Origin of the sequence: Streptomyces sp. NPDC005706, from assembly GCF_040631045.1 — a bacterium.
Taxonomy (GTDB): Bacteria; Actinomycetota; Actinomycetes; order Streptomycetales; family Streptomycetaceae; genus Streptomyces.
Window position 1 is genome coordinate 324,182 of record NZ_JBEXYS010000002.1, and the last position, 17,831, is coordinate 342,012.

The 17,831-nt window shown below is 69.5% G+C and carries 15 protein-coding genes; 8 read left to right on the top strand and 7 right to left on the bottom strand.

Translation table 11 applies throughout. The annotated features are described in order from the left end of the window. Positions 1-483 precede the first annotated feature (483 nt). From ABZ478_RS05045 to ABZ478_RS05075, 7 genes are all read right to left on the bottom strand, one after another. Complete coding sequence (locus ABZ478_RS05045) at positions 484-5,253, bottom strand: putative T7SS-secreted protein (protein ID WP_359545448.1); 4,770 nt, start codon at positions 5,251-5,253, stop codon at positions 484-486. Then, positions 5,253-5,912, bottom strand: coding sequence for a hypothetical protein (locus tag ABZ478_RS05050; protein WP_359545450.1), 660 nt, complete (start codon positions 5,910-5,912; stop codon positions 5,253-5,255). The genes ABZ478_RS05045 and ABZ478_RS05050 overlap by 1 nt, the downstream gene beginning before the upstream one ends. Continuing rightward, positions 5,909-6,436, bottom strand: a complete 528-nt coding sequence (locus tag ABZ478_RS05055) for a hypothetical protein (RefSeq protein ID WP_359545451.1) — start codon at positions 6,434-6,436, stop codon at positions 5,909-5,911. Before ABZ478_RS05055 ends, ABZ478_RS05050 begins: the two co-directional genes overlap by 4 nt. A 273-nt stretch (positions 6,437-6,709) precedes the next feature. Then, positions 6,710-7,426 carry a hypothetical protein gene (locus tag ABZ478_RS05060; protein WP_359545453.1) on the bottom strand — a complete coding sequence of 239 codons (717 nt, stop codon included), beginning with the start codon at positions 7,424-7,426 and terminating at the stop codon, positions 6,710-6,712. After that, positions 7,423-7,854 (bottom strand): hypothetical protein, encoded by a 432-nt coding sequence (locus tag ABZ478_RS05065; protein WP_359545455.1) that lies wholly within the window; start codon positions 7,852-7,854, stop codon positions 7,423-7,425. The genes ABZ478_RS05060 and ABZ478_RS05065 overlap by 4 nt, the downstream gene beginning before the upstream one ends. Positions 7,855-7,996: 142 nt before the next feature. Then, the gene (locus tag ABZ478_RS05070; RefSeq protein WP_359545457.1) at positions 7,997-8,872 is read right to left on the bottom strand and encodes a hypothetical protein; all 876 of its coding nucleotides are present in this window, start codon (positions 8,870-8,872) and stop codon (positions 7,997-7,999) included. A gap of 67 nt (positions 8,873-8,939) precedes the next feature. After that, entirely contained in the window at positions 8,940-10,658 is a 1,719-nt protein-coding gene (locus ABZ478_RS05075; protein ID WP_359545888.1) for a glycoside hydrolase family 18 protein, read from the bottom strand. 358 nt (positions 10,659-11,016) lie between these two features. Here ABZ478_RS05075 and ABZ478_RS05080 point away from each other — a divergent pair, with 358 nt between their 5' ends. The 8 genes from ABZ478_RS05080 (at position 11,017) to ABZ478_RS05115 (ending at position 17,826) form a co-directional block, all read left to right on the top strand. Continuing rightward, complete coding sequence (locus ABZ478_RS05080; protein WP_359545890.1) at positions 11,017-11,844, top strand: hypothetical protein; 828 nt, start codon at positions 11,017-11,019, stop codon at positions 11,842-11,844. 61 nt (positions 11,845-11,905) lie between these two features. Beyond that, positions 11,906-12,613 (top strand): Flp pilus assembly protein CpaB, encoded by a 708-nt coding sequence (gene cpaB, locus ABZ478_RS05085; RefSeq protein WP_359545459.1) that lies wholly within the window; start codon positions 11,906-11,908, stop codon positions 12,611-12,613. Between the two features lie 12 nt (positions 12,614-12,625). Continuing rightward, on the top strand, positions 12,626-13,876 hold the full coding sequence (locus tag ABZ478_RS05090; protein WP_359545461.1) for an AAA family ATPase: 1,251 nt from the start codon (positions 12,626-12,628) through the stop codon (positions 13,874-13,876). Between the two features lie 7 nt (positions 13,877-13,883). Continuing rightward, a complete protein-coding gene (locus ABZ478_RS05095; protein ID WP_359545463.1) occupies positions 13,884-14,267 on the top strand; it encodes a TadE family protein in 384 nt (127 codons plus the stop codon). A 1-nt stretch (position 14,268) separates the two neighbouring features. After that, positions 14,269-14,616: a TadE/TadG family type IV pilus assembly protein gene (locus ABZ478_RS05100; protein ID WP_359545464.1), complete on the top strand. Its 348-nt coding sequence runs from the start codon at positions 14,269-14,271 to the stop codon at positions 14,614-14,616. An 18-nt stretch (positions 14,617-14,634) separates the two neighbouring features. Next, a complete protein-coding gene (locus tag ABZ478_RS05105; RefSeq protein WP_359545465.1) occupies positions 14,635-15,972 on the top strand; it encodes a CpaF family protein in 1,338 nt (445 codons plus the stop codon). A gap of 8 nt (positions 15,973-15,980) precedes the next feature. Then, positions 15,981-16,925, top strand: coding sequence for a type II secretion system F family protein (locus ABZ478_RS05110; RefSeq protein ID WP_359545466.1), 945 nt, complete (start codon positions 15,981-15,983; stop codon positions 16,923-16,925). 13 nt (positions 16,926-16,938) lie between these two features. Then, the gene (locus ABZ478_RS05115) at positions 16,939-17,826 is read left to right on the top strand and encodes a DUF5936 domain-containing protein (protein WP_359545467.1); all 888 of its coding nucleotides are present in this window, start codon (positions 16,939-16,941) and stop codon (positions 17,824-17,826) included. The last annotated feature ends 5 nt before the right edge of the window (positions 17,827-17,831 follow it).

Genomic DNA, 17,831 nt, shown 5'->3' on the forward strand with positions numbered 1-17,831 from the left:
CAAACGTCATCGTGTGCCTCTCTGGTCATGCCGGCCTCGAAGCGCCCTGATTTATGGGATTTCTTCCTCAAGGATCCAGTACTCTCCGCCCTCCCTGCTCACCGCGCACACTCGGTTGTTGCTTAGTGATCGGGCTACGAAGAGTAGTTCACCCTCTGAGTCCTGTGTGGCGAAAATGCTAGTGGTCGTGGTTAGTCGCACATGGAGCCACCCATGCTGCATACTGCCGGCCGCGAGAAAAGAATCATCCTCGGCAATCACTCCAAATTCTCGCGCGTGTGCCTCCCATGTTTCGTCCACACGTTTGGCTACATCGGGAGAATTGCGGGCAATCTTTTCCACGGGTTTGACGTCGATATGTACTACGCGTCGAAATGCGTCAGTCACGCTCAACCCATTTCCTGCATGGGGTCCAATGATCTCCAGGTTTGCCCTTTGGAGTCGAGACTCAATTTCCTTGTTCACGGCTGCCCCTGAGTTGTCCTACTCGTTGAAAAAGAAGTGGTGATCTCCACCAGGTTTATCCAATGCTCGGTACCGCTCCCTCGTTCCGTACCCTTCCTTGCTGTTATCCCAACCGAAATTCACCCCGTTCCTCGCGCGCTCCTCTGGAGTGAACCCCTTTGGGGCGCCCGCATGGAAATGCAGGCCTGCCGGATCGTGGGTGTGCTCGACGATGACCCGGGATCCGTTCTCCGTCTCGAACTGCCGAAAGTGACCCCAGTGTGTTCGTTCTGGTGAATAGATGAGTCCCGGGTTGTGCATCAGCTCCTTTTCTCCCATTACGGTCCACTCGGCGTCTGGGATTGTGCCATATGGCACACCCGCCACCTCGAATGCCGCGCGCTCAGCCTCTTCTCGGCTGGCGAACGGATTCACTTTTTCGCCCTTCGGGGGGCAATCCGGTGAGAGTCCGAGGTGATCGGTCAGTGTAAGCGGATTGTGAATGTATGTCGCTGGGTTGGGCGTGGGTATTAGGCCGAGGGGGTCAGTGGTCAGGTACCGGGCGGTCTCGGGGTCGTAGTGGCGGAAGTAGTTGTAGTGAAGGCCGGTTTCCGGGTCGTAGTACTGACCGGGGAAGCGTAGTGGTGTATAGGCGGTGCTGTTGGCTGCCCAGGCCGTAGTGCCCCATAGGGTGCTTCGGGTGCGCCAGGCGATGTCGCCGGTTTCGTCGATGAGTTCGCTGGGGGTGCCGACGAGGTCGGTGACGATGGCGAAGAAGCGGGAGTCGACTTCGTCCTGGGCGGCGTCGGCCGCTGTGATGCGTTCCGTCTGGGCCAGGGGGCGCAGGCCCTGGTGGTCCCAGGTGAGGGTGACCGGGTTGGGGAGGTCTGCGGACGTGGTGGTCTGCTCGCAGAGGGTGGTGCCGTCCCAGGTGAAGTCCACCCGTTCCAGCACCGTCTCGCCGTCCTCGGCCAGGCGGAGTTTCGCTGTGCGGCGGCCCAGGGGGTCGTAGGTGTAGCGCCAGCAGGTGCCGTCGGGGGTGGTCACCGCTGTCAGGCGGTCCTCGGGGTCCCATTCGTAGCGCCAGGTGTCCGCCTTGCGGGACAGGCGGGTCTTCTGGCGGAGGGTGATGCGGCCCAGGGCGTCGTGTTCGTAGCGGACGTTGCCCGCCCTGGTGATGCGGGTGCCCACGTAGGTGCGTGGGCCGGTCGCTTCGCCGCCGGGGTGGTTCGTCGGCCACTCGGCCTGGGTCTGGTTGCCCGCTTCGTCGTAGGCGTAGCGCTCCGTCCATCCGGCCGCGTGCACGGTGGTCACCCGGCCTGCCGCGTCGAGGTCGAAGCGGCGGGAGCCGGACAGGTGGTCGTCGATGCCGATCAGGTTGCCGTCGGCTCGGTAGCTGTACGTCCGGTGCTGCACCGTCCGGTCCCCGACGCCGGTCACCGACTGTGCCGTCAGGCGGCCCAGGGAGTCGAAGGTGTGGTCAAGGGTGATCGTGCCGCCGATATGGCGGGACAGTTCGCGGCCTGCCTCGTCGTAGGTGAAGTCGATGGCGTGGCCCGAAGCCACCATGCCGGTGCGGCGGCCCGCGGCGTCGTAGGACCAGGTTGTCGTGGCGCCGGTCGGGGTCGTCCGGCCCGTGCGGCGGCCCAGAGCATCGTAGGTGTAGGTCAGGGCGCGGCCGTCGACCGTCTCGGAGTGCAGGCGGCCATGGCGGTCGCGCAGCAGGGTGAGTGTGGTGCCGTCCGGTCCTGTTGCCTGGGCGAGTTGGTCCGTGAAGTCGTAGGCGTAGGTCGTGACCCGGCCGGCCGCATCCTTACGGAGTACCTGCCCGAGTTCGTTGCGTTCGAAGGTCAGCCTCTCGCCGAGAGCGTTTCTGCGTGCGGTGAGGCGGCCGGCCAGGTCGTACTCGTACGTGAGGGTGCGGTCGTCGAAGTCCGTCTCCGTGACCAGTCGGCCCGCCGTGTCGTATTCGTACCTCCACGTCAGGCCCTGCGGGTTCGTGACCCTCGTCAGGCGCAGTTCCATGTCGTGGTCGAACTCGTAACGCACCCCGTCCGGACCGGTCCGCGCCGTCAGCAGGTCGAAGTGGGTGTACTCGAAGCGGGATATGCCGCCCATCTGATCGATGTGGCTCGTGCAGTTGCCCTCGCCGTCGTACGTCCACGTCTCCGTCGTGCCGTCGGGCGCCGTGCGGCGGGTCAGGTGGCCCTCGACCGACCACTGCAGTCGTGTGGTCGCGCCGGTCGGGTCCGTGATGGCGGTGGGGCGGCCCAGAGCGTCGCGTTCGTAGTGGGTGGTCGCACCCACTGGATCCGTGATTTGCAGCGGGAGGCCGGCGCGGTCGCAGACGACCCGTGTCGTGTTGCCGAGCGAGTCGGTCACCGTGGATAGATGGCCGGCCTCGGTGTACGTGAAATGCGTGGTCCGGCCCGCCGGGTCCGTCACCGACGTGCGGTTGCCGCGCTCGTCGTACGTCTGGCGGACCACCGTGCCATCCGGGTTGACCACCTTCACCGGCAGGCCGAGCCCGTCGTACTCCGCCGTCGCCTCACGGCCGTCCGCGCGGACGGCCGAGGTCAGGTTTCCTTCGTCGTCGTAGCGGAACGTCGTCCTGTGACCCAGCGGGTCCGCCTGGGAGAGCAGACGGTTGTAACGGTCACGGCTGTACCGGGTCGTCGCACCGAGCGGGTCCGTCTCCGCCACCACTTGGAGCGCGTCGTTGATCAGGTACCGCCACGTGTGGCCCTCGCCGGTCGTGGTGGTCGTGGTCCGGAGGCCGGTCGACGGGTCCGGGTCCCCGTATGACAGGCGCATGGTCACATGTCCGGCGGAGCCGGCCTGGGCTGTGCAGCGGCTCTTGTCGTCGTATTCGTAGGCGTAGCTGCGGTCGTTCGTGTCGGTCCAGGACGTGACCCGTCCCGCCTCGTCGTACGTGAAGCGGAGAGGCAGTCCGGAGGAGTTGACGACCTCCGTCAGATTGCCGTCCGTGTAGCCGTAGCGCTTCAGTTCCTCGCCGGTCGTGGCGAGGTGGAGGGCCGTGACGCGACCGGATTCCGTCGTGATGCGTACGCCTTGGCCGCCGTTGGAGACCACGGCCAGCGGAGTGCCCTCCGCGTCGTACTCGAAGGTGATCCAGTTGCCGTTGCGGTCGTCGATCTGCTCCAGCACCGCCAGGTTCTCGCCCCGGTCGGCGAAGTGCCAGGTGCGGCGGGTCTGCGGGTCCGTGACTGTGTAGCCGCCGTCCACCCGGTCCAAGGGCCAGCGCGGGCCGTGGCCGGCGAGTGTGGGGAGGCCGGGGGCCGGGTGCGGGTAGGCCAGAAGCAGGCCGTCTTCCGTGATGAGGACGACTCCCTCGGCATCGATCTCCAAGCGCTGGTCCAGCGTCGAGGACCAGGACGGGCCGAACCAACGACCCAAGGAGTAACCGGACTCGACACGCCGTTTCAGGACCAGGGGCAGTACGCCGGGCAGGGTGACGTCGGTCTGCGGAAGGAACATCTTGCCCGACGCGACGTCGACCGGGTCGCCGCACTTCTTCACGGCCTCGTCGGTACGTGAGCGCTCGTGTGGACCGTCACTCACATCATCCCGAGCACTTCTTCCGGCCGCGCCCTCGGCCCCCGCCCCCGCCCCCTCCCGCTCAGCGGCCTTCAACGAGTCCCGCATCGCGAGTCTCTCGGCGGCGGCGGCCCGTACCCCGTTCACCTCAAGCCCCACTCCGTCGGTCAGGAGCACCTGGGGCGCGAAGCGGCCGCCGAACTCGGCGGGGTCCTTGGCGAAGTCCTGGAGCGTCTGCTTGAGCGTCCGCTCGGGGTGCGTCGCGCTGGACACCAGGCCGGCCAGGGTCATGGCCTGGTGCTGCAGTGCCTCGGCGGGGTGGGTCAGGTTGTACGGGTCGAGAGGGTTGGCGCCGCGGACCATGCTGTACAGGCCCGCCGTGCCCTTGATCATGCCCCCGCCGACATGGAGCATCTCGGTGTTGAAGGCGCCGTAACCGTCGACCGCGTCCACCTTCAGCTGGGCCAGCGGGGGCGGTTCGGCCGGGGCATGGGCCATGGCCGACTCGACGGCCTTCGCGGCGGCGCCGGCGGCCTCGTTGCGCTGCTTGCGGGCGTCGTGGAGAAGCTCCTCGGCCTCCTTGACGAGTGCCGCACCAGGGTCGTCGAAGTCGCCGGGGTCCGGGCCCGGCTCCTTGTCGCCCGACTTCACGGCGTCCTTGTAGGCGGTGACGCGCTTGTCGTACGCGTCCTTCGCCGTCGCCGAGGCCTCCTTGCCCTTCTTGTACAGGTCGATCGCGTCACGGGCCTTCTGCTGCGCCCAGACGACAGTCTCGGCGTAGGTCTCCAGTGCCGTCGCCGCCTTGGCGCAGGCGTCCGCCGCGTGCAGCCAGTTCACCGGGTGCATCTCGAACTTCTTGCGGAACGCGTCGGCCGCCTCGCCCTGCCACTGTGAGGAGTCCAGCTTGCGCATGCCCTGGCCGACCCGGTCGAAGGCGGTGTGGAAGTCCTTCAGGTGCTTGGCGGTGGACCGGATGTCCCCCGCGTCACCGTGGATCAGGTCGGTCGGTTCGTCGGTCTCGCCGAGCTGTTGCTCGCCCGGGGTGGCGCCCAGGGCGGAGGCGGCCCGGTCGCCGTAGTGGTGGACCTTGTCCGCCCAGCCGTGGGCACCGACCTTGTCGAGCGCGTCGGCGGTGACGTCGCTGCCCTTGTCGATGCCCTCCCCGACCTTCTTCTTGCCCGCGTCGTAGACGTTCTTGCCGTACCTCAGGCCGCTGTTGATGCCATCGCCGATATCGCCGAGGATGCCCATCAGCCCTCACCGTCCTGTCCGGCCGCCGTCGCGCGTTCCTCGGGGGAGGGGCCCCACATGTCGTCGAGCACGCGGTTGTAGTCGTCGCCGGTCCCGGCCGCCTGGCTGACGCGGTCCATCGTGATGCCCGGGGGCAGGCCAAGTGATCCGGTCATGGCGTCCCGTCCGGCGTCCTTGAAGCTCTGCTTGGACTCTTGCCAGGCCTCGTCGAACGACTTCCCGCTGTAGTCGGGGTCGGTGACGGCGTCGACACTGCTTCGGCGCAGCTCGTCCCAGCCCATCTTGGTGACGTCGTCCTCGGAGGCGTACGGATTACCCACCCCCGCGTTGTACGCGACCTTCATGGCGCCGTCGACGTACTGGTCTGTCTCATGCAGGGTGCCCGCCGACAGGCCCACGTCCTGGGCGAACTTGTTGCCCTCCGCCACCAGGCCCCGTACGCCCCACTCCCAGCGCTCGCAGAACGACTTGAACTTGGCGGTCAGATCCTCGTGGCCCAACTGGATGCCGGAGAGTTCCAGGTTCGAGAAACCTCGGCCCACACCGGCCAGGCTGTCGATGCCCAACTCCTTGAGTTCGGCCAAGGTGAGCGTGATGCCCTTCGCTATCTCGTCCAGCCCCGCGGCCTTGATGTCCTTGCCGCCCTTGCCCCCGCTCACCGCGGTGCCTCCTCATAGGTCGCCCCGGCGGCCAGGTCCACGGCCACCGCGTCCGGCACGATCCCCGAGACCGGCGGGAACAGCACGCCCTCGTCCCCGTCGGCCGCGTCCAGAGCCACCCCGCACGGCGCCTCGACGGCCGGGACCCCTGCGTCCAGCAGCCTGGCGCCCAGCACCCGCCGGTACGCCCACTCCCGCTCGCCCTCACCCCTCGCGATCGCGAACCGGGCCAGCGCCGGCTCGTTCGAGAAGGCCAGGATCCAGCGGACGCCCTCCTGGTCGGCGGTCAGCGGGTTCTCGTCCGCGTCCAAGGGGACCAGGACCGCCGTACGACGGAACTCACCCAGCAGAGCGGCGAACTCCCGGCGCCTGCGCCGCACGTCGACGGCTTCCGGGGCAGGTACGGAACGCTCGTCGCGCGAGCCGTCGTCGGATGCCTCCGCACCCGTCGTCTCCGCGTACTCAGAAAGCGACGACCTGCGTATGTCCCCCGCCCGGCCGCCGTCACCCCCGTGATCAGCCATGCCCGGGATCATCACACCAGCCCATTGCCGAACGCAACGCGGCACCCGTCACGTTGAAAGGCTCTGGCCGAATGTGTCCGGCGGTGGACATGCGGCGATGCGGACACACGAACGCCCGGATCCCCCCGGATCCAGGTGCCCGTTCAGCGGAGGCTTCACATAACGGCATCGCGTGCGTTGCGTCCCTCCGCGCCGGCTACGCGTTGCTGGACGAGGCGTCTCAGTGGTCCCGGGTCCACGTCGCCCTCATCGGCGAGTGAGCCTGGCCGAGCACTACTGGTCTTTCGCCTCCCAGACGATCACCTTGGCCGTGCCGGCGGTGAACACATCGCCCATGGAGGTGATCGTCAGGGCGGCGACGCGCCCGGTGCGCGTCCTGACGCACAGCACGCTCTCGTCCGCCGCCTGGGCCATGAAGCCGCCGTGAGTGGCGAGCTGATCGGCGCACTGCTTTCTGCTCGGCGTACCGGGGCCGGGCCACGCCGCCACGTCGGGAGCGCCGGATTGATTCGTCATCAGTGCGTCGCTGCTGCTGTACAGCGCGGCGTCGTAGGAATCGTCTGTGCTCTGGGACGGGGGGAGGGAGTCGAGGTCCACCCCCGTCATGCCGATGTTGATCTCCCCCTGCCAACGGACCGGGCCGGCGGCAGCCGCCGCTGTCGTCGGTGAGGAGACGGCAGCCTGCTCGGACGGGGAGTCCTGTGCCGGGGCGGTGACGTCGGGGCCCCTGCTCGCGACCGAGTCCGGCGGCGGTGCGGCGCCCTGCGAGCTCCCCTTCCAGGGCGCGAGCGCCATGACCGCGAAGACGGCCCCACCGACCAGCGCGGCGACGCAGACGGCCGGCAGCAGGAATCCCGATTGCCGGATGTTGATGTTGGGGTTGGCGTTGAACTGTTGGCCGTTCGGCCCGACCTGCACGCCGGAAGGCCCGTGAAGGTTGTTGTGGTCGAATCTGCCGGCACCTTCCCCGCCTTGTCCGGGGTCGGTCATTCCTGCGTCCCGAAGTTGTTGACCTGGTGGCTGTTGTGTCCGATCTGGACGGACGTGCTGTCGTGGAAGACATTGCCTTGCACGACATTCCCGCCCTGGGCGACGTATTCGGGCCGGGGCGGCAGCTGGTCCAGCGCCTTCCGGAGCGCATCCGCGAAGGCCTCGTCGTGGTCGACCGCGTCCTTCAGGACGATCTGGAGCCACTGGCGGGTCTCGGGCGTGGGTTCGTCACGACCGGCCGAGGCCTCCTCGCCCAGGCGGGCCAGGGCGGTCTCCTGCCCGAGCTTCTCGCTGACCACCTCGTGCACCCGGTCCATCGCCGCGTCCAGAGCGCGGTCCGTCTCCTGGTCGGCCCGGGCCCCCACCCGACGCGCCTTGCGAGCCGCCCATGCGAACAGGCAGCCGATCGCGATCTCCACCCCTGTCATCCCGCTCCCACCCCAAAGCTCCGGCTGACGACTGATCAGACCGTACTATCGGAGGAGGCGCAGACACAGGCATATGACAGAAATCGCCCGCCCTGGCGGGCCACCGGCGCGGACCGACCGGAGCCCGAGCCCATCGGGACGCTCACCAAGGCAGCGGATCAGGCCGGCGATCCCACCACCAGCCGTGTCCCGGCACGATGCCCCGCGCGCGAGCAAGTTCTCTGCACAGCTGGTCGGTGTCCTCCACCGTCATCTGCGTGAAGAGGGTGTCCAAGGGCGCAAGAGCGTTCCCGAGCAGCGCGGTGACCGCTTCGGGGAGCCGGTCGCTTGCCTGGACCAGTTCGTCCCTCGCCTCGAGACGTTCGAGGTACAGGTCGGACGGATACCAACCGCTCGGCGCCCAACCGGCTTCCATCTGCCGGATGAGCTTTTCCCAGGCGCCCAGTCGATTGCTCGCGCACCAGTGGGGCGTCCCGGGGCTCTTGCTCTCCTCCGGGAACATGCGCTGAACGTGTGCGGCAATAGCGGCGCTCACAGGCGTCGTGACCTGCTGCTCGGGCACCACCTCGGTGATGCGCTCGACAGAAACGTGGGGCAGCTGAGCCACCGGGGTCTCCACCACGTCGATCGTGTAGCGGGGCTCTTCGTCGTCGGACGAGTTCAGCCGTGTCCGCGTGATCACCCCGTCCTCCGTCGCCAGCCAGTAAGCGCTCGGCAGGGCTTCCTCGGCAGGGAAGAGAACGGCCGAGTGGATCACCCGGGCGAGAGCGGCGGCCAGCTCGCGCTCGTTCGGCTGTGACCGCACTGACTTCTGGACGTAGATGTCGAGGGACGTGGACACGTCACCGAGAACCGTGGCCGTCTCGCACAGCACCAGCGCGTCCCAGTTACGGAGATCCTGATCGGTGGCCTCGTCGGCGACGTCCACATCTCGCAGGCGTACGTGCAAGCACTGCGACAGTGCGAGCGTCACACGGTCGGGAGTCAGGGGCTCCAGGGTGAGGAGGTTGAACGTCATGGCCGAGTATGGACACGCGGAAGCCCGGGCCCCCCGGACCCGGGCTTCCGCTCAGCCGAGGCTCATGTCACGGCATGGCGTGCACATGCGCCCCCACCGCGTTCGACCACGCGTTGCCGGACGAGGCGTCCCAGTTGGTGGACCAGGTCATCGCGCCGCGCAGGTCGGGGTAGGTCTTCGAGGGCTTGAAGGTGCCGCAGCCCGTGCCCTTGCTCAGGCAGTCCAGCGCGTTGTTCACGACCGCCGGGGACACGTAGCCGCTGCCCGCGCCGCTCGTCGACGCCGGCAGGCCCAGGCCGACCTGGGACGGGGAGAGGCCGCCCTGGAGTTGGATGCAGGCGAGGGCCGTCAGGAAGTCCACCGAGCCCTGGCTGTAGACCTTGCCGTCGCAGCCCAGCATCGAACCGCTGTTGTAGTACTGCATGTTGACGACCGTGAGGATGTCCTTGATGTTCAGGGCCGTCTGGAAGTAGGAGTTCGACGTCGACTGCATGTCGATCGTCTGGGGTGCCATCGTGATGATCAGCGACGAGCCCGCCTTCGAGGAGAGGGAGCGCAGCGCCTGCGTCATGTACGTGGCGTTGAGGCCGTTCTCCAGGTCGATGTCGACGCCGTCGAAGCCGTACGTCTGCATCAGGGAGTAGACGGAGTTCGCGAAGTTCGCCGCCGAGGCCGAGTCGCTGATCGACACCGTGCCGTTCTGGCCGCCGATGGAGATGATGACCTTCTTGCCGGCCGCCTGCTTGGCCTTGATGTCGGCCTTGAACTGGTCGACGGTGTAGCCGCCGAGGCCGGCCGAGTCCAGGCTGAAGGAGACCGCGCCCGGCGTGGTGGTGGCGTCGGCGAAGGCGACCGCGATGATGTCGTAGGCCGACGGGACGTCGGAGATCTTCTGGACCTTCGCCCCGTTGTTGAAGTTCTGCCAGTAGCCGGTCACGGCGTGCTTGGGCAGCGAACCGCCGCCCCCGCCCCCGCCTCCGCCGGTGGCCGCCGTCGTCGCCGTCACCGTGCCCGACTTCGCGGACTCGCCGGCCGAGTTGGTCGCCGTCACCTGGAAGGAGTACGAGGTCGACGCGGTGAGGCCGCTGATCGTCGCCGAGGTGCCCGTCACCGCCGTCACCTTGGTGCCGTTGCGGTAGACGTTGTAGCCGGTGGCGCCGGACACGGCCGACCAGGACAGTGAGACGGAGGAGGACGTCGTGCCGGAGGCCGTCAGTCCGGTGGGCGCGGCGGGAACGGTGGGGGCCGGGTCGCCGCCACCGCCGCCGTCGGGGCCGTAGACGGAGATGTCGTCTGCGTAGTAAGCGGCCTGGCCGTACCAGCCGTGCGTGTACACCGTGACGGACGTCGTCGACGCGCCCGTGGTGAACGTCGTGGAGAGCTGCTTCCAGGACGCGGTGTCGGGGGTCCAGGTCGAGACGTCCGTCGTGCCCGTGCCGGTGACGCCCAGGTAGGTGTAGCCGCCCTGTACCCATCCGCTCAGCGAGTAGGTCGAGTTGGGCTTCACCGCCACCGACTGGGTGCACTGGGCGTTGTCCTGGCCGGCCGGGGTGGCCTTCAGGGCCGAGGAGCCGGAGTGGACGGGGGAGGAGACCGTCGTGCCGCTCGCGGCCGTACAGGTCCAGTTGCCCAGACCCGACTCGAAGCCCGCGTTACGGGCGTTGTTGACGTCCGCGGCCGAGGCGGGGGTCGCGGCCAGGCCCGCGACCGCGAGGGCGAGGGCGGTGGCGGCGGACCAGGTGCCGACGCGAGTCCGGCGTCTGCGTCCGGTCCGGTCCGACGGCATGGCTGATGCACGGTCCACAGGGGCCTCCGGTGGGGGAGTCGGTGGGGAGGGTGGGGCGGGGGACGGTGGCCACCGTTGGCGTACAAGTTGGTCTAGGCCAATCCGGCTGTCAAGAGGTCCAGACCAAAACCATCTCTGGTCGAGCGCTCAACCTGTCCGGTTTTGGCGCCACTTGTGCCCGATGAGTTCCACACGAGCTACACAAACGCTGTTCTCCGGTCATTGGGGCGTGGATACAGTGCTCAGGTAGTCACGCAATGAAGTCGTCCCGGCGCGCTGGAGTAACACCGGCGAGCCGTGGGCGTGAAGGAGCGGGGAGCTGCGCGTGCCAACTGCCATTGCCGTGACCAGTGCCGACATGGCACTGCCGGCGCAGGACGAACGGACCATGCCGGCCGTCGTGCTGCGCGACCTCGACCGGCGCCCGCTGGAGCACACCCTCACCGAACTGCACGCGCTGACCGAGCAGCACGGGTACCTGGTCGTCGTGTGCTCGCAGGCCACCCCGGAGCCCGTCGTACGACGGCTGCACACCCTCCGCTCGCTGCTGGAGAGCGACCGCGTCGCCGTCTTCCGGCCCGAGCTGCCGCCGCTCGGCATCGCCGCGCTCGCCCGGCAGCTCAGACAGCTCGCCTCCTGCGACCTCAGCCCGGGCGTGCTCGCCTCGGCCGGCCGGCTGCTCACCCACTACATCCACGCCGGTGCCGTCCTCGGCTCGGTCGCCCGGCTCGACCGGGTGCCGGTCGGGCTCAAGGCGCACGCCAAGTCCTGGGTGCCGGGCAGCCAGTTCGCCGTCGTCGCCCATCCCGAGCCGCAGCTCGTCCGGGTCGCCCCCGGCGCCAGGCTCAAGGGTCCCGAGTTCGGCACCTGGATGCTCGTCGCCAAGGGGCAGTTGCAGAGCGACTGGCTCGCCGGGCTCGCCAAGGAGTGGACCGCGCACGCGCTGCGCGAGACCCCGCTGCCCGTCGAGTCGCCGCGCTGGTGGGGTACGGGCCGGGTGATCGAGTTCTGCAGCTACCTCGCCGACCTGTCCGTCCTCTACCAACTGGTGACCTCGGTGCGGCAGTCCACCTGCCACTGGTGCGGCCTCGACGTCATCGGCGACCGCTGCGTGTTCTGCTCCGCCACCCCGCCCGTCCACGAGCCGCCCGCGCCGCGCGCCCTGGAACAGCGAACGCCCGCCTGACCAGCGCGAACACCAGATCACATCCCGCTCGACCGATTCCCCCAATGAGGTTGCACGGTTCATGAACTCCCGTCAGCGCCGCGGCGTGATACTCCTGATCCTTTCGGTCCTGTGCGCTCTCGGCGCGTTCGCCGGCGTGCTCTCCGTCGTCCACGACGTGAACTCCAAGGTCGGGCCCGAGGTCACCGCCTACCGGGTCAAGTCCGACGTGAAGCCGTACACCGCGCTGAACACCGGCCAGTTCGAGAAGACCGAGATGCCCGAGCGGTGGCTGTCCGGCAACGCCGTCACCGATCTGCGGCAGCTCCGGGGCAAGATCGCCGTGACCACCCTGCGGGCCGGCTCCCTGCTCCAGACCGACATGATCGTCGACCGTCCCGCCCTCCAGCCGGGCCAGCAGGAGGTCGCCATCATGATCGACGCGGCGACCGGGGTCGCGGGCAAGATCACCCCCGGATCGCGCGTCAACGTCTATGCCACCTTCGAGGGAAAGAAGGAGGGCGACCCCGACCAGTCGAAGATCATCGTGACCAACGCCCGGGTCCTCGACGTCGGCCGGATCACCGCCCTCGAACCCGACACCGGCAAGGACCGCCGGGAGCCCACCGAGGGCGTCCCGATCACCTTCGCGCTGTCCACCCTCGACGCCCAGCGGATCACCTACGCCGAGTCCTTCGCCCAGCGGGTCCGGCTCGCCCTGGTGGCGCCCGGCGGCCAGACCGGCGTCCCGGACAAGGACCGCACGTACGAACTCGCGACGGACAAGTGAGAGGCGGTCCGCATGCCCACCAGGATCCTCCCGGCCGGCGCCGACCCCGACGCCGTCCGCTCCCTCGTCGCGCTGCTCAGCCAGCTTCCCGACGCCGAGCCGCAGCCGCCCGTCACCGACTCCACCCAGCTCGTCGACGTCCTCGCGCGGCTCGCCGCCGAGTCGGTCGACGAACTGCCCGAGGTCGTCGTCGTCCACGAACGCATCGGCCCGGTACCCGCGCTGGACCTGATCCGCGAGGTCGCCCTGCGCTTCCCCGCCGTCGGCGTCATCCTCGTCACCACCGACGCGAGCCCCGGCCTGTTCGCCGCCGCCATGGACTCCGGCGCCCGCGGCCTGGTCCCGCTCCCGCTGTCGTACGAGGAACTCGCCAGCCGCGTCCAGGCCGTCGCACAGTGGTCGACGGGCGTACGCCGCCATCTCGGGCACGGCGCCGAGACGTTCGGCGGCGCCGGCGGCACCGTCGTCACCGTCAGCGGCGCCAAGGGAGGCGTCGGCGCCACCCTGACCGCCATCCAGCTCGCGCTCGCCGCCCAGGCCTCCGGCCGGCCCACCGCCCTGGTCGACCTCGACCTGCAGACCGGCGACATCGCCTCCTACCTGGACGTCCAGTTCCGCCGCTCGGTCGTGGACCTGGCCGCCATCAACGACATCTCCCCGCGCGTCCTCGCCGACGCCGTCTTCCGCCACGACACCGGACTCGCCCTGCTCCTCGCCCCCGCCGAGGGCGAACGCGGCGAGGAGGTCACCGACCGCGCCGCCCGCCAGATCATCGGCGCCCTGCGCTCCCGCTACGAGGTCGTCGTCGTGGACTGCGGCGCCCAGCTCGGCGGGGCGAGCGCGGCGGCCGTGGAGACGGCCGACACCGCGCTGCTGGTGGCCACGCCCGACGTGGTCGCCGTACGCGCGGCCAAGCGGACCGTGCGCATGTGGGACCGGCTGCAGATCCGCAAGGCCGAGGAGACCACGGTCGTCGTCAACCGCCACACGCGGAGCACGGAGATCCAGCCCCCGCTGGTGCAGCGCATCACCGGCACGGCGGTGGCACGCACGGCCGTACCCGCCAACTTCAAGGAACTGCAGGCCGTTGTGGACGCGGGACGGGTCCACGAACTCGACGGCAGAAGCACCGTCAAGCAGGCCCTGTGGGCACTCGCCGGGGAACTGGGCCTGGCGAAGGCGCCCGAGGGCACCTCCCACCGGGGCGCCGGCCGGCCGCGCGGTGACCGGGGGCCGGTGAGCTTCCGGCGACGGAAGGAGTGAGGGGCCGATGAGACGCCTGCGCGGTGACGACCGGGGCCAGGTCGCCGTCGAGTTCCTGGGGATGACCCCGCTGATCGTGCTCACGCTGGTGCTGATGTGGCAGTGCGTGCTCGTGGGGTACGCCTACACACTCGCGGGGAATGCTGCCGACGAGGGTGTGCGGGCGGGGACGGCGGCACACCGGGGAGAGCGTTTCGGCGCGTGCGAACAGGCGGCGCTGAAGCACCTCTCGGGGTCCTGGCGGGAGGGTGCCGAGGTGACGCGGTGCGGTGGGGAGGGCTATGTGACCGCAGACGTGTCGCTGAAGGTCCCCGTCCTCTTCCCCGGATCCATCGACTTCCCCGTCACCGTGCACGGTCACGCCGGAGCCGTCGAGGAGGTGAAGGACTGACATGCCACGCAGGGGACGCGACCGCGGCCAGGTGGCCATCGAGTACCTCGGGTTCATCCCGGTCCTGCTGATCGTCGGTCTCGCCGGCTTCCAGATCGGGGCCGTCGCCTACGCCGCCGAGCAGGCCGGCACGGCCGCCCGGGCCGGGGCGCGGGCCGAGTCGCTGGGGCAGTCCGCCCAGCAGGCGTGCGCGCAGGCCGTCAGCGGCGGGCTGACCGTGACGTGCGGCGCGAGCGGGGGAGGTGCCGACTCGGTCACCGTCACGGCCTCCGTCTCCATCCCCTCGATCGTCCCGGGCTGGCACTTCGACCCCGCCGAGAAGTCCGCCACCATGCCCCGCGACCACTGACCGAGGAGAGGCGAACCCATGAGCCTGCGGGCACGCATCAACTCCCCCGAGGAGCAGGGCACGCGGGGTGAGGACGCGCATCTGGTCGCCTCCTACCGGGCCAAGCTGCTGGAGGAGATCGACCTCGCCGAGATGAGCTCGCTGGCCGCCGCCGAGCGCAGGGCGCGCCTCGAACGGGTGCTGGGGCACATCATCAGCCGCGAGGGCCCGGTGCTCTCCACCGCCGAACGCTCCCAGCTCATCCGGCGGGTGGTGGACGAGGCACTCGGCCTCGGCATCCTGGAGCCCCTGCTGGAGGACGCCTCCATCACCGAGATCATGGTGAACGGCCCGGACGCGATCTTCGTCGAACGCGGCGGCCGTGTGGAGCAGTTGCCGCTGCGCTTCGCCTCCGCGGACCAGCTGATGCAGACCATCGAGCGGATCGTGTCGACGGTCAACCGCCGGGTGGACGAGTCCAACCCGATGGTGGACGCCCGGCTCCCCTCCGGTGAGCGGGTCAACGTCATCATCCCGCCGCTGTCCCTGACCGGCCCCACCCTCACCATCCGCCGCTTCCCGCGCTCCTTCACCCTCCAGGAGCTGATCGGCTTCGGCTCGCTCGACGAGCCCATGGTGTATCTGCTGGCCGGGCTGGTGCAGGCGAAGTTCAACATCATCGTCTCCGGGGCCACGGGCACCGGCAAGACCACCTTGCTCAACGCCCTGTCCGGGCTCATCCCGGCGCACGAGCGCATCATCACCATCGAGGACTCCGCCGAACTCCAGCTCCAGCAGACCCACGTGGTCCGGCTGGAGTCACGCCCGCCGAACGTCGAGGGCAAGGGCCAGGTCACCATCCGGGACCTGGTGCGCAACTCCCTGCGCATGCGGCCCGACCGGATCGTGGTCGGCGAGGTCCGCGGCGGCGAGTCCCTCGACATGCTCCAGGCCATGTCCACCGGCCACGACGGCTCCCTCGCCACCGTGCACGCCAACAGCGCCGAGGACGCCCTCACCCGGCTGCAGACCCTCGCCTCCATGTCCGACGTCGAGGTGCCGTTCGTGGCGCTGCACGACCAGATCAACAGCGCCGTCGACGTCATCGTCCAGCTCACCCGGTTCGCCGACGGCGCCCGCCGCATCACCGAGATCGCCCTGCTCGACAGCCACGGTGGCGATCCGTACCGGCTCGCCACCGCCGCCCGCTTCCACGCCCGGCCCATGACCGGCGACGGCCAGGTGTACGGCGCCTTCGAGTACCACCCGCTGCCGCGCCGCACCGCCGACCGCCTCCACATGGCGGGCCAGCCCGTCCCCCAGGCCTTCGGCGTCGCCCACTTCGCGGAACAGCTCGCCACCCGAGAAGCCAGGTAGGACCGCCCATGGAACTCCATACGCTCGTACAGCTCACCACCGGTGTCGCCCTGCTGACCTGCGTCCTGGCCGTCGCCGGCATCCACGCCTACGCCGCGGGCCGCGCCCAGCGCGCCGCCCTCATCGACCGGCTCGCGCACAGCGGAGCCGACTCCGGAACCGGCCGCCGGCGCCGCTTCCGCACCCTGGACCGCCGGCTGCGCCGCACCGCGCTCGGCAGGAAACTCGAGCTGCGGCTGGCGGCCACCGGACTGGACGTCACCCCGGGCGAGTTCTTCGCCTGCATGCTCGCCGCGGTCGCCGCGCTCTGGCTCATCGGACAGGCCACCCTGGCCCCCTTCTTCGGCCCGATCGCCGGACTGACCGGCATCTGGGCGGCCCTCCAGTTCCTCAACTGGCAGCGGCAGAAACGCATCGAGCGCTTCATCAACCAGCTCCCCGAACTGGCCCGCATCCTGGCCAACGCCACCCAGGCCGGCCTCGCGCTGCGCACCGCGATCGGCATGGCGGCGGAGGAACTGGAGGCACCCGCCGGCGAGGAACTGGCCAAGGTCTCCGACCAGCTCGCTGTCGGCCACTCGCTCGACGACGCGCTCGGCGAACTCGCCGACCGGCTCCCCTCCCGCGAACTCGTCGTGCTCGTCACGACGCTGGTGCTGTCCAACCGGGCGGGCGGACAGGTCGTCTCGGCCCTGCGCAACCTCACCGAGACCCTCGAGGAACGCAAGGAGACCCGGCGCGAGATCCGCACCCAGCTCTCCCAGGTGACGATGACGTCGTACGCCGTCCCCGTCCTCGGCATCGGCGCGCTGTTCCTGATGAACGGGGTCAAGGACGGCGCCCTCGACCGCATGACCGGCTCACCGGTCGGCCAGGCCTGCGTGATCATCGCGTTCGCCATGTACGCCGTCGGGTTCGTCCTCATCCGCCGGATGAGCCGGATCGACGTGTGAGGGGGCTGACCTGATGGCATACCTGCTGGCCCTGCTGATGGGCCTCGGCGTCTGGGGCGCCTTCGCCGGCATCCGGATGTACCGCGCGGACGCGAAACTCCCCGGTGACCTCGCGCTCGCCCTGGAGGTCGGCGCCACCCGCACCGGCGCGGTGGACTCCGTGATCGACCGCATGGGCATGCGCTACGCCCCGGCGGTGCTCCGCCTGATGGGCCCGCGCCTGGTCGCCCGGTACCGCCGCAGGATCGACCTCGCGGGCAACCCCGGCGGCCTCACCATCGACCGCTACGCGGCCCGGCGCGCGGTGTACGGCGCGCTCGGCGGCGTCGGCTTCCTGGTCTTCCTGCTGCGCGGCCAGTGGTTCGTGGCCCTGCTCCTGCTGCTGTTCGGGGCGTTCTGGACGGAGGTCGGCATCTGGTCGGCGATCCGCGTCCGCAAGGACGTCATCGAGCGGACCCTGCCGGACTTCCTGGACGTGCTCGCGGTGGTGGTGAGCGCGGGGCTCGGCTTCCGGCAGGCGCTGGACCGGGTGGCCACCCGCTACGAGGGCCCCTGGGCGGACGAACTGCGCATCACCCTGCGCCAGATGGACCTCGGCATGAGCCGCCGCCAGGCCTTCGCGGAACTGCGGCGCCGCAACGACTCCGAACAGGTGGCGATGTTCGTGACGGCACTGCAGCAGGGCGAGGAACTGGGCGCGCCGATCGTCGACACCCTCGTCTCCCTCGCCAAGGACATGCGCCGCACGGACGCCCAGAACGCCCGCCGCAAGGCCGCGCGCGCGGTCCCCAAGGCCACGCTGATGATCACCACGTTCATGGTCCCGGCGACGATGCTGCTGCTCGGCGCGGGGCTGCTGCTGGGCTCCGGCGTCGACTTCGGCTCCCTGACGGGCGAGTAGGCGGG